The following is a 12942-nucleotide window of genomic DNA, read 5'->3' as shown; positions in this document are numbered from 1 at the left end:
AACATGGTATCAGCCGCGCCCGCGCAAAAAGTCGCGGGCCGGTGAAGCCATGCCCGGCCTGGTGTGCCGGAATGGAGCATCGCTCGCCTGCCGTCGATGGGGACTCGTTCGCGGCATAGACGGGTTCGACTGATAGCATTCATCGTGCACTCGGAACCTCGCAGCAACTTTCGTTTAGACATTCAGGGCCTGCGCGCTGTTGCAGTGATCGCCGTAGTGGTCTATCACTCGATCCCGGATGCCCTACCTGGCGGCTATACGGGCGTCGACGTCTTCTTCGTCATTTCCGGCTTCCTGATCACTGATCACTTGTACCGCGGATATGTCGCGACAGGGCGGGTCGATTTCGCGAAGTTCTACTCTCGCCGAGCGCTTCGAATTCTGCCGGCGGCGCTTCTCGTCGTTCTTCTCACCGTCGTGGCGAGCGCTATCTTCCTGCCGCCGCTACTGCTTGAAGAGACGCTGAGCGCTGCGATCGCAACCGCCTTGTATGTCCCGAACATGTACTTCGCATTCACGGGCACTAATTACCTCGCGGAGACCGTCCCGTCCGTTTTTCAACACTATTGGTCACTCGGTGTTGAGGAGCAGTTCTATGTACTTTGGCCACTGACGCTGCTATTGGTTCTAGCCATTACGAAGAAGAACCGGAGATGGCTCGTCCCCATCCTTGGCATCCTGATACTCGTGTCGTTCGTCGCGGGCATCCTGCTGACGGTGCGATCCCAACCTTGGGCTTTTTTCAGCCTCCCCACTCGGGCCTGGGAACTCGGCACTGGAGGCGTCCTCGCCATCGTGCTTGCACGACTCCCCAAGTCCGTTCGGCTGAGCCGACCGGTAAGCGGCGCGATTGCAGCAGTCGGCTTCGCAGGCCTCCTCTGGGCGTTCTTCGTGTTCGACGAAACCGTGGCGTTTCCCGGTGTCGCGGCGGCAATACCGGTAGTCTCCACAGCCTGCCTCCTCCTCGCCGGCGCGCACGGAAGTCATGTCTTCAGTCAGATATTGACGAACCGTGTCGCGATCTTCATCGGCGCAATCTCGTACTCCATGTACCTCGTCCACTGGCCGCTGATCGTAATTACTGAAGCGCACGTGGGCTATGAAAACCCACTTCCCATCTGGGTTGCACTGGTCCTCGGCGCGTGCAGTGTTCCTCTGGGCTACCTCTCCTATCGCTTCGTGGAGCAGCCAACGCGACGCTTGCGGTTCGCTGCCAGCATGCCCCGTCGGACTGTCATCATGAGCACTGCCGTCTCTGCTTCCATTGCAGCCATCCTGCTGATCGCTCTCCCGGCTGTGTCCGGCCGAGATTTCACGACCTCCCGGACTGCTGAAGCGACGAACGCACGCACCTCGCCGATGTCAGCAAGTTATGTGCCCATCAATCTGCGACCGGCACTCCGCAATGCATCCGATAGCGTGCCGGCAATCTATGCCGACGGATGCCACGACAACACCTTCACCAATACCGAACCACGGGCCTGCGAGTTCGACGCGGCTGATGAAGAGGCGCCGCTCGTGGCTCTTGTCGGCGATTCCCACGCTGCGCAGTGGTTCCCCGCTCTCGAGCGCCTCGTCGCGGACGGGAGGATTTCGCTCGTCGTGTACACGAAGAGTTCGTGCCCCGCCTCGGACTACCCCGTCCTTCTGCGTGGCGTGGCGTATGGGGCGTGCGATGATTTCCGCGCTGCGGTTCAGACGGATATACAAGAGCGGCAACCCGACATCGTCCTTCTTTCTTCATATGGCGATGGCTACGCTGCGACTTCTTCTACGGCGACCTTCAGTGACGACTGGAAGAGCGGCATCGAGAGCTTCATCAAGAAACTTCCTGCCTCGACGACACCCGTAGTGCTGCTGGACACTCCGAATCTGCGGGCCACACCGGCAATCTGCCTCTCCGCACACGTGGACTCGCCAGAGGACTGCGCGGCGAGCCGAGCGGACGCATTGGACAGCGATGCGACACGGGCGGAGCGCATGCTGAAGGTGCAAGAGATCGATATGAGCGACTACTTCTGTGATTCTCGCCTGTGCCCGGTCATCATCGGCAACGAGCTGGTGTACCGCGACAGTCATCACGTCACCGTGGAATGGTCCGAGCGTCTTGCCGGCGTGCTGGGAGACCGCATAGAGTCCATCCAATGATGGGATCGCCGCCGGCTGTGGCGTGACTCGCGTTACGCCACGATCCCCGTGACGGAACGCTCGCTCTTGCGGGACTCCTGGACCACCACGATCAGCGCATAGACCCAAGTGACTACGTAGATCAGCGCCAGGGAGTAATACATCACAGAGACGGCGACCAAGAACGGGGCTTGTGTGAACATCACCCACGCGATCGCACCCAGCATAGAGAGTGATCGGCAGACATCGATCACGAACATGCCGCCCGCCCGTTGGAAGAGACCAATCACTCGACTTGTCGGACTCGCCACCAGTCGAAAGGCAACGGTGATCGACATAATGCTGACGCAGTGCCCCGCCAGGGCCCACTCCTGCCCGAGGATGATGGGGACGGCCCAGTCCCCGAGAAGATAGAACCCAGCTCCGACGCCGAGCGCAACCACGCCGAGCCACAGCGAGACCTTCATGTAGGGGCGCACGTACCCTCCGCGCCCTGCCCTGATCTTTCGCGCCATCTCCCCGTCGAACACTTGGGCCACCGCGTTGCCGATCAGCGTCATCGGGATACCTATGACGCGCTCGGCGACGCCGAGAATACCCGCGAACGCGACGCCGTACCACGCGGTGACGAAAAGAAGCGGCGCCTGCACTCCGAAAGCATTGAGCGCTGCAGACGGAGCGAAGAAGACGGGGAATCGCCAGTACTCGCGAAGGACCTTGATCTTGATCTTGCGGTGCGTTCGACCGATATACCCTCGCGAATATCGGTAGAGAGGAACGAGCCCGAAGAGTCGACCGATAAGGCTACCGACGATCAAGCCGAGTGATCCACCAGGGAAAGGATTCAAGGCAAGCTGTGCTCCGCCCGTCCCGATGGCTTGCGCAACGGCACGTTTTCCTACCTCGGAGTACCCTCCCTTTCGAAGCGCAAGACGGTTCAGCACTGTGTACACAGCGGAGAGAAGAATCGAAAGAAAGACCCACAGCGGTAGGCCGGTATGGATGTCGAACGCAGGGTCACGGAGTCCAATGAAGAACACGATCAGAGCCGTGATCGTCGCGACGATAGAAGCACTCAGGAGGCTGAGGGACACGAGCGCCCGAACGTCCCGGTGAGCCGTCGGCAGCATAAGTGCCGTCTCGAGCCGAAGAGTCGAGAAGGTCGTGACCAGCATAGTGATGGACGTCACGAGAGTAAGTGCACCGAAATCCTCGGTGCTGTAGATCCTCGTCAGGATGGGAAGGATCACCAAGGTCAAGGCTTGGGCGATCACGGTTCCCGAGACCACGTGGAGGAACCCACGTCCCGCCGTATTTACTCGGAGCTTCTTCATTGCTCGGCATGACCTGAATCGAGAGACCTATCGCGCTCGGATTTCCGTGCGAGGTCAGCGAAGAGCTCATCCCAACGAGCCATCACTGCAGCGACACTGAAGCGCTGAACACTCTGGGCGGCTGCCCGCCCCAGCCTCTCGATACGCGCGGCATCGTCCATGAGGAGTTGAAGTTCTTCCGCGAGCCGACCAACGTCGTTCACGGGGACGAGTACTCCGTCCACATCATGGGTGATTTGGCTGCGGACGCCTGGAGAGCAATCGAACGCGACGGTCGGGGTACCCACCGACGACGCCTCAGCGACCGACATGCCGAATCCCTCATGTTGTGAGGGGAGCAAGTGGATGGTGGCCTTGCGGAGCACACCGAGCGAGTCTTCCGTCTTGCCTTCGAGATGCACCGACCCTGAAAGACCTGCAGCGTCGATCTGATCCTGAAGCGGCCGGTACAACGGACCGTCGCCGAAGATCCGAAGCGTCCAGTCAGCGTTCTTGGCGCCCAACAGACCCCACGCTTCAATCGCCTTGTCGAGTCCCTTCTCGGGTGCCAAGCGTCCGAGCGTTACCACCTCGCGTGGCTCCGCTCTCTCTGACGCACTCTCGGGAGCAGTTGGCACTGGGTTCGGCACCCAGTCGCAATCCACGTTCGTCGCAGCGCGGAATGCGCGCGCGTCTTCCTCTGTGAGCAGCAGCATGAGGTCAACGTCGGAAAACGCGTCGGAGATTCGCCGAAGACGCGATGGGGACAACGCCTCGACGGTGCCTCGAAACTGACCGATCAGTGCGAGAGGTCTCGCTTCTAGACGCTGCAGCGCGAGGCCGACATAGTCCATCGAGTTCACATCGGTCACGATCACGATCGTATGACCGAGGTCCATCGCGGCCAGATGACTCGTTAGGCGATCAACACCATCTGCCGTCGGGCGAACCAATCGCAGGTTCCGAGGTTTCCACCGTCTGAAGAGGCGTAGAGCGAGCTGCCGTCCTCGAGCGCCCACTCCATTGGAGTAAAACTGCTGCGACCGTGGGACTTCCTGGTTGCAGGTGAAAACGGGAATCTCGCTGTCGATCTGCTGGGCGACGGGAATCATGCCCGGCGCGATGCTGATCAACTCGACGGTATACCCTCGTCGGTTGAGCGAATTGGCGATCGTCGTGGTCGAACGTGGCACTCCACCAAGGTTGTGGATGTTGTACGTGACGATCGCGATGCGGGGCTTCGGCGGTTCTGCTGCAGCCATTACTCTTCCTGCCCTTTCGTCCACTTCGCGACCAAGATTCCTCACCCATTCTGTCGATCAGGTGAACGACGTCCGACGCTTTCTGTTGCTCCGAGTAGTTGGCCGAGTGCACTGACGACGGCGGACGCATGCCGCTCCGCGGTGTAGCGCTCCTCCACCAGGGCACGCCCCGCGGTGGAGAGTTCGCTGTAGACCTCGTCGGGCATGGCTGCCGTTGCGGCGATGGCCCGGCTAAGCCCCTCCGTGCCTGCGGCCGCGGGGTAGAGCACACCCGTGACCCCCTCCTGCACCGCTTCGATCTCGGGGCCGCTCTGGGGGTCTCCGGAAGCGGCGATGACGGGAACCGCGAATCCGAGCGCCTGAATGACGTTGAGGCCCGTCGCGCCAGGGGAGACGGCGAAGTCCGCTTTCCGGTAGACCTCGCGAAGCTCATCGAGATCGTAGAGGGCACCGCGCAATTCGATCTTCTCGTCTTCACGCGCGAGCTCTTCGAGCCGTTCGCGCTCCGGACCGTCGCCGATCAGGATCAGCCGTACATCGTGGCCCTGAGCGTTGGCCGCGATCACGGCGGACACCGCATCGTCCGCCTTGTGCCGCGCCGTCAGCCGGCCGGAGTAGACGAGCGACAGCCCCCCGCTCCGCGTCGGCCGGTGCGTGCGCGGACTCTCGGACACGATCTCGCGGCGCGGATAGATGCTGTTGAACACCGGGACGAAGGTGCGCGCATCCAGTCCGACGGTCCCGGCGTACGCGGGAGCCCACTCGCCATACGTCAGGTGCCCATCCGCGAGAGCGTAGAACGTACGTCTGAGACGGAGCTTCGCGCCGGATTCGGGACGCTTCCAGGCATGCCCCCAGAACACCACTTTGCGACGGCGCACCCGTGCGACCGCGATCGCGACCCAGTTCGACACGCCGTAGACGTTGCCCTCGAGGACGATCGCCTGTGCGGAGGTGCGGAAGACCCGCGGTACCAGACCGCGGTCCCAGTACAACGCGCGGAACAGCCCGGCGCGCCGCAGCTCGCCGACACGAGCCAACACCTCGTCGTTCGCCGACTCCGGGTCTCCGCTGGTCCCCATCGTGCGGTTCACACGGCCGACCAGTTCGAAGTCGATCCGGTCCTGCTCGACGAGACTCTGCACGAACGGCGCCCGATAGTGGCTGACCGATGGCTGAACAGCGAGAAGAACCCTCATCGGAGCCGTCATGAGGACTCGCCCTCCCGATCGGCTCGCACGGCCTCACGCGCAGGCACTCCGACGACGGTCGCCCCCGGTCGCACATCGCGGGTCACGCACGCCGAGGCACCGACCGTCGCACCCGTACCGACGGTCAGGCCCTGCAAGACGACCGAGCCGGCGCCGAGGAGGACCCCGGCCCCACCGCCACGTTGCCCGACACGATCGCTCCAGGGTTCACGGACACGAAGTCCGACAGCGCCGCATCGTGACCGATGACACTCGCCGGGTTGAGGTGTACGTGGTCGCCCAGGGTCACGTTCGTCGAGACCTGCACGCCGGAGGCGACGACGACGCCCTCTCCGATCTGAGCACGGGAACCGATCACGGCACGTGGATGGATCAGAGTGGCTGCGCGCAGTCCGGCGTCGGACAGGCGTCGGACGACGATCTCGCGAACGGCCGGCGCACCGATCGCCACGACGAAATGTTCATCGCCGGAAGACTCCGGCAGCCAGGTCTCCTCGGTGCCGAGATAGACGATCCCACGTTCCGCCAACCGGCCCAGGTCGAGCTCGCTGGGCCCCGAGTCCACGACGCCGACGAGGTCGATATCCCGGCCCGCCGCGACGAGGGCCTCGACGATGTCGAGGGTCTCGCGACCGAAGCCCCCCGCACCGATCACGATGATGCGCTCACTCATGGGCCTCGCCGAACTTCGCCATCGTCACATGTCCTTCTGCAGAGATGCCGTCGCGCTTCACGACGGAACCGATCGTGGCGATCACGATGCGCAGGTCCAGTCCGACGCTGCGGTGGTCGACGTAGCGGACGTCCTGCCGGAACTTGCTCTCCCACGAGATGGCATTGCGACCGGTCACCTGCGCGAGCCCTGTCACGCCGGGCCGCACTTCGTGTCGGCGTGCCTGTTCTGGGGTGTACCGATCCAGGTACTCCACGAGAAGCGGCCTCGGACCCACGATGCTCATATCGCCCTTCAGCACGTTCCACAGGCTCGGCAGCTCGTCGAGGCTCGTCGAGCGCAAGCGCGCACCGAACGGGGTGAGCCGATCCGCGTCCGTCACCCATCCCCGCGCCGCATCGACCGAGCGCATCGAGCGGAACTTGTACAGGGTGAAGATCCGTCCATCCTTGCCCGGGCGCTCCTGGGCGAAGAGGACAGGCCGCCCGAGCCTCACCGCGACGAGCACCGCCGTCACGACGATCACCGGCGACAGCAGGATGAGAGCCACGGCGGACGCGGCGATGTCGAGCACACGCTTCACGAAGTCGTACGGACGGACCCGCGCGCTCATCGGTCGAGGAAACCGCGGATCGCGACGACGACGCGCTCACGCTGGGAGTCGGTGAGGGCCGAACCGCTCGGCAGCGTCAACCCCCGCGCGAAAAGCGCCTCCGAGGCACCGCTGGTCTTGCTGCGCGCTCCGTCGAACACGGGCTGCGCGTGCATCGGCTTCCACAGCGGACGACTCTCGATGTCGTCTTCGGCGAGCGCCGCCGCGAGCTCGGACGGCTCCCACCCTGTCACCGAGGAATCCACCAGGATGGACGTCAGCCACACGTTGTCGTGCTCGTCGCCCTCGGCTCCGAACACCTCGACGCCGTCGACCTCGGCGAACAGCTGCTTGTACAGCTCGCGCATCTCGCGGCGTCGGGCGATCATGGCATCGAGCCGCGACAACTGTGCCCGGCCGAGAGCAGCGAGCAGGTTGCTCATCCGGTAGTTGTAGCCGATATCGGTGTGCTCGTAGTGCACGACCGGCTGCCGCGCCTGGGTGGCCAGGTAACGCACGTGTTGGGCGAGCTCCGCGTCGTCGGTGAGAAGCATCCCGCCGCCGGAGGTCGTCATGATCTTGTTGCCGTTGAACGACACGATCGATGCGCGGCCGAAGCTTCCTGCTGCGCGACCCGCGTGGACGGCGCCCAGGGACTCCGCCGCATCCGCCAGCACGGGCACGTCGAATTCATCGGCCACCGCGAGGATGGCGGTGTAGTCCACCGCCTTGCCCAGCAGGTCGACCGGGACGATCGCCCCGACCCGCTCCCCGCGGCGCGCAACTCGAGGAGTGCCTCGCGCAGCAGTGCGGTGTCCATGTTGCCGGTCGCGGCATCGGCGTCGATGAAATACGGCTCGGCGCCGGTGTACACGATCGCGTTGGCCGTCGCGGCGAAGGTCATCGACGAGGTGAGCACCACGTCGCCGGGCTTCACTCCGATCGCGAGCAGCCCCAGGTGAAGGGCGGCGGTGCCCGAGCTCAGCGCCACCGCGTGCGCGACCCCGATGCGGTCGGCGAGCTCGCGCTCGAAGGCGTCGACGTCGGGCCCGAGCGGGGCGATCCAGCCGGACCTCATCGCCGCGACGACCGCGTTCTCCTCGGCCTCTCCGACATCCGGCGAGGACATGTAGATGCGTTCGGTCACTGCGTGTTCTCCGTAGCGTCGAGGCGGATGGGCTCGATGATGGCCGTGTCGTTGTCACGCGGAATCGACATCATGCGCGCCTCCCAGCCCGCCTTGTCGAGCCGCTCGGGGGTGATCACGTCAGCCCTCGTGTGCGACACCTTCGGGTGGAACGGCCGCTCCAGGTTCTCGCGCGACCCCACAAGCTCTTCGTGCAGCTTCTCGCCGCGGCGGAGCCCCGTGAACACGATCTCGACGTTCTTGCCCGACATCGCGATCATCCGCTTGGCGACCTCGAGGATCGAGACGGGCTCTCCCATGTCGAGGATCAGGACCTCGCCCGCGCGCCCGATGCCCCCCGCCTGAACGACGAGCTGGCACGCCTCGGGGATGGTCATGAAGTACCGCGTCGCCTCGGGGTGGGTGACGGTGATCGGCCGCCCCTCCGAGATCAGTCGCTGGAACGTCGGCAGCATGGATCCGCGGCTGCCGATCACGTTGCCGAACCGCACGGAGAGGTACCGCATCCCGGTCTCCTCGCCCGCCCACGCGGTGAGCTTCTCGGCGACGCGCTTGGAGTGGCCGAGCACACTGGTCGGGTTGGCCGCCTTGTCGGTCGAGATGTTCACGAAGGTCGTGACACCGACCCGACGCGCCGCGTTGATCACGTTGAGCGTGCCGATGACGTTGGTCTTCCACGCCTCGTCCGGATACTGCTCGAGCATGGGCAGGTGCTTCAGCGCGGCCGCGTGGAAGACCACCTCGGGCCGACGTTCGTCGAACAGCTGGTCGAGCGTCTCGACGTCGCGGATGTCGGCGAGCACGACGTCGTTCGTGTCGAGGAGTCCGTGCCCCGACGTCCCGAGCTGCGCGACCTGGAGTCCGGTCTCGTCGCGATCCACCATGATCAGCTCGCTCGGACCGTATTTGGCGAGTTGGCGGCACAGCTCCGACCCGATGGATCCTCCGGCGCCCGTCACGAGCACACGCCGCCCGGTGACGTACCCGGCGATCAGCTCGACGTTCGTGTCGACCGGGTGCCTGCCGATGAGGTCTTCGATGCTGATGTCCCGCACGTCGGTGACCGACTCCTCACCCGAGGTGAGCGTGGCGAGGGTCGGTGTGATCGCGACCCGGAGTCCGGCGGCGGCCGCCCGGTCGCTGAGTGTGCGCAGCAGCATGCTGTCGGCATTGGGGATCGCGATGACCGCCAGCTTCGCCCGGGTGCTCTGGGCGGCGGCGGCGATGTCGCGCGTGGTGCCGACGACGGGCACACCCCGAAGACGGAGGTTCCTCTTGGCGGGGTCGTCGTCCAGCAGCCCCACGGCCCGGATGGGCGAGGCCGGATCCGTCGTGATGTTCGCGAGCAGTTTGTCGCCGAGGAATCCCGCACCGATGATCAGAGCCGGCTCGGCGTCTTCCCCGGGCTTCCGCGCCCGGTCGATGAGCAGCCGCGACATGTAGCGCACCCCGAACATCAGCAGGAGTACGAACGGGAACGCGAGGAGCAGGGTTCCCCGGGGAACCCCGATGACCGGTCCGAGCGGGATGACGATCAGGGAGAGGAAGACGGCCTCGAGGATGACGATCAGCGCGACGGCACGGACCTCGTCGAAGGAGCCGTAGGTGAACCGGCCGCGGTACAACGTGGTCGCATAGCCGACAATGACCTGGATGACGCCGGCGACGACGGCGAGCACGATCGTCGCGATCCAGCCCCGCGCATCCATCACGAACTCGAATCGCAACGCGATCGCGAGAGTGACGCCGAAGCTCCACGCGAGCCCATCGACGGCCGCCGCGAGCATGCGGCGACGGCGCTGCTTCACCGATACCTCAGACGATATGGGGATACCGCCGGTCGACACGTCGATGAATCCATCCTGCTGATTCAAGATCAGGAGCCCCCTCAGACATCTTGTTCTCCCCTGAAGACATGTTCTCACAGGGAACGAGCAGGTCTGTGCCTTATGGCGTCGTATCTCCGTCGGGAGGGGTCTCCGGATCGGTCGGGTTCGCGGGGTCCACCGGGTCGACGGGGACGACCGGGTCCACCGGCGTCGGGTCGGTCGATCCGCTCGATGGCGGGGTCTGCGTGCCGTTCTGCGGACCCCACTGCTGCGTCGCGTTCTCGGCCTCGCGCTCGATCTCGATCCGCAACTGCTCGGCAGCCAGCGCGACGAACGCATCCCGGTATGCAACGAGCGCCGCCCGCCCGTCGGCCCCCCACAGGTCCGCTCCGGCGATGCGTACCGCCGCATCGGACACGGCGATGCGCAGCGCCTCGTCGGCATCGGGGTACCGCGCGACGGCGGCGCCCGCCATCGGGCCGAAGGATGCGGCGAAGGCGTCGACAGCCGCGTCTGCGGGAGGACGGAGGGCATCGAGCTGGGTCCGAGCGCGCGCGCCTCCGCGGTCGCGTCGTCCAGTGCGACCAGGCGCTCCTGGACGCCGTCGATCGCGCCACCGACATCCACGAGGGAGTCCTCGTCGATGTCCGCACGCTCGTACTCCCGCGGAAGATCGGGGACGACGATCGCGGCCAGTCCTGCGGCGTAGGTGTCGAGCGCAGCGAGCACGGCCGTGCGCGCCGTGTCGTCGGAGACGTCGAGCGGGGCGTCTTCGGGGCCTCCGGCGGGGTCGGGAACCGTGGCGGTCGAGGTCAGCGCACCCCTGAGCGCCGTGATGTCCGCTGACTGCGCGTCGATATCGGCGACGAGGCGGTCGTGTGCCGTCTTCAGCGATTGGGCGGCGTTCTGGACGGCGGCCTCATCGGCCTCCAGCGCTTCCAGCGCGCTGGCGGCGGGGCTGGCCGTCGCCATCTGGATGCCGCCGACGGTCGTCGCAGCGACCACCGCGAGCACCGCGACGACGGCTGCGGAGAGCGTGAGGGCATCGACGCGGCGCCGGGGCCGACGCGGAGTCCGCTCCGACTCATCGGTGGGCACGGCGACCGAGACAGCCGTGCGCCTGGCCGCCTCGACCATGTCGATCAGCTGAGTGGTATCGGCGAGAGGGCGGATCGATGACGTGTTCGCCCGGGGCTCGCCGATCATCTCGCGCAGTCGCCAGGCGGTGTGATGGTCGTCCAGCACGGCCGCTCCGGCATCGCCGGCACGCGGGCCGTCCGGGAAGAGATCGCTCAGGGCCGTCATGTCACCTTCAGGGGAATCGGTAGTCTCAGGAGACGATACCGCCGATCGCACCGACCACGCTGGAGAGCCATGGACATCCACGACTACCTTCGGGTGTTCCGTCGACAGATCGTGGTGATCATCGCCGGACTCCTCATCGGGCTGTCCACGGGCGCGCTCGTCGCGATGCTCACCCCGCAGCGCTACCAGGCGACGACCGAGGTCATGGTGACCGCACAGGTCGCAGACACGGCGACGCCTGCCGAGCGCGCGCTCGCGACCGGATACGCCAAGCAGGCGGTGGAGACGTATCGCACGATCATCACGAGCTCACTCGTTCTCGCACCCGTGGTCGAAGACCTCGGCCTCGACGCCGTGCCGTCCGGCATCAGCGCCACCTCGGCTCTCAACAGCACGATCGTCGCGATCAGCGTCTCGCACCGCAACCCGGGTCAGGCCGCGCGCATCGCGAACGCGGTCGCCGAGAGCTTCGCCACGGTCGTCACCGACACCCTCGAGAAGCGCGAGCAGGAGGCGGCATTCACGATCCGGGTCGTCACCCTCGAGCCCGCGCAGGTGCCGACCGAGCCGGTCGCGCCCAACCTGCAGGTATCGCTGATGCTCGGCGCGGTCGTGGGACTCGCCGCCGGCATCGGGGTGGCGCTCCTGCGCGCGACGCTCGATCGTCGCGTGCGCGTCGCCGCCGACGTCGAGGCCGCTGTCACGGCTCCTCTGCTCGGGCAGATCCCCCTCGACGCCGACACCGGCGATCACCCGCTCGCGGTGAGCTCCGCCCCGCACAGCCTCCGCGCCGAGGCGTTCCGCAGTCTGCGCACCAACGTCCGCTTCTTCTTCTCGGGCGGGCAGGGGGTCTTCGTCGTCACCAGCTCCGGTCCTGGTGAGGGCAAGTCGACCACGGCGGCGAACCTCGCTCTCGCCTTCGCGGATGCCGGGCAGCGGGTCGCGCTCCTCGACGGCGATCTCCGCCTTCCCCGTGTCGCGGAGTACTTCGACATCGAAGGCGGCATCGGCCTCAGCGACGTGTTGGCAGGTCGCGTCGAACTCAACGACGTCCTCCAGCGGTGGGGCCGGAGCACCCTGTTCCTCCTGCCATCGGGGACCTTGCCGCCGAACCCGGCCGAACTGCTCGGCTCGTCGGCCATGGAACAGCTCATCGACGCGCTCAGCGACGCGTTCGACGTCGTGATCATCGACGCTCCTCCGCTGCTGCTCGTGACGGATGCGGCGGTGATCGCCCGGGTCACGACCGGCGCTCTGCTGATCGCCGCGGCGGGGTCCACCCAGGCGAATCGCCTGGCGGACGCCGTGAAGAGCATCGAGTCCGTCGGTGCGAGGGTGCTCGGCACCGTGCTCACGAAGGCCCCTGTCGACGGCGCGGCGAAGACGCCGTACGGGACCGCGACGTCGGCCGCCACGCGCTGACCCACGCTGACCCGCGGCAGGGCGGGCGGAGGTCCCGCCGCCGCTGTGAAAGAATATCGAG

9 protein-coding genes and 1 pseudogene are annotated in these 12942 nt (G+C 65.8%); 2 read left to right on the top strand and 8 right to left on the bottom strand.

Annotated elements, in window-relative coordinates:
- Positions 1-144 precede the first annotated feature (144 nt).
- Positions 145-2148: an acyltransferase family protein gene (locus tag K1X59_RS05295; RefSeq protein WP_183152069.1), complete on the top strand. Its 2004-nt coding sequence runs from the start codon at positions 145-147 to the stop codon at positions 2146-2148.
- Positions 2149-2180: 32 nt separating this feature from the next.
- Here the strand turns inward: K1X59_RS05295 and K1X59_RS05290 are convergent, their stop codons facing one another.
- From K1X59_RS05290 to K1X59_RS20870, 8 genes and pseudogenes are all read right to left on the bottom strand, one after another.
- Positions 2181-3461, bottom strand: a complete 1281-nt coding sequence (locus K1X59_RS05290) for an oligosaccharide flippase family protein (protein ID WP_220174004.1) — start codon at positions 3459-3461, stop codon at positions 2181-2183.
- Positions 3458-4702: a glycosyltransferase gene (locus K1X59_RS05285; RefSeq protein WP_183152067.1), complete on the bottom strand. Its 1245-nt coding sequence runs from the start codon at positions 4700-4702 to the stop codon at positions 3458-3460. Before K1X59_RS05285 ends, K1X59_RS05290 begins: the two co-directional genes overlap by 4 nt.
- A 41-nt stretch (positions 4703-4743) precedes the next feature.
- Entirely contained in the window at positions 4744-5901 is a 1158-nt protein-coding gene (locus K1X59_RS05280; protein WP_210274240.1) for a glycosyltransferase family 4 protein, read from the bottom strand.
- Between the two features lie 136 nt (positions 5902-6037).
- Positions 6038-6586, bottom strand: coding sequence for an acetyltransferase (locus K1X59_RS05275; RefSeq protein WP_202045581.1), 549 nt, complete (start codon positions 6584-6586; stop codon positions 6038-6040).
- On the bottom strand, positions 6579-7199 hold the full coding sequence (locus tag K1X59_RS05270) for a sugar transferase (protein WP_183152065.1): 621 nt from the start codon (positions 7197-7199) through the stop codon (positions 6579-6581). Before K1X59_RS05270 ends, K1X59_RS05275 begins: the two co-directional genes overlap by 8 nt.
- Complete coding sequence (locus K1X59_RS22335; protein ID WP_309491628.1) at positions 7196-7903, bottom strand: DegT/DnrJ/EryC1/StrS family aminotransferase; 708 nt, start codon at positions 7901-7903, stop codon at positions 7196-7198. Before K1X59_RS22335 ends, K1X59_RS05270 begins: the two co-directional genes overlap by 4 nt.
- Before the next feature lie 116 nt (positions 7904-8019).
- Positions 8020-8256 (bottom strand): annotated as a pseudogene (locus K1X59_RS22330) (aminotransferase class I/II-fold pyridoxal phosphate-dependent enzyme); the annotation flags it as partial.
- 65 nt (positions 8257-8321) lie between these two features.
- Positions 8322-11459 carry a polysaccharide biosynthesis protein gene (locus K1X59_RS20870; RefSeq protein WP_258567095.1) on the bottom strand — a complete coding sequence of 1046 codons (3138 nt, stop codon included), beginning with the start codon at positions 11457-11459 and terminating at the stop codon, positions 8322-8324.
- Between the two features lie 69 nt (positions 11460-11528).
- On the opposite strand from K1X59_RS20870, the gene K1X59_RS05255 reads away from it, so the two are divergent.
- Positions 11529-12881 carry a polysaccharide biosynthesis tyrosine autokinase gene (locus tag K1X59_RS05255; protein ID WP_220174003.1) on the top strand — a complete coding sequence of 451 codons (1353 nt, stop codon included), beginning with the start codon at positions 11529-11531 and terminating at the stop codon, positions 12879-12881.
- Positions 12882-12942 lie beyond the last annotated feature (61 nt).

Source organism: Microbacterium sp. Se5.02b (assembly GCF_019464375.1).
Taxonomy (GTDB): domain Bacteria; phylum Actinomycetota; class Actinomycetes; order Actinomycetales; family Microbacteriaceae; genus Microbacterium.
This window is presented reverse-complemented; position numbering and strand designations above follow the sequence as displayed.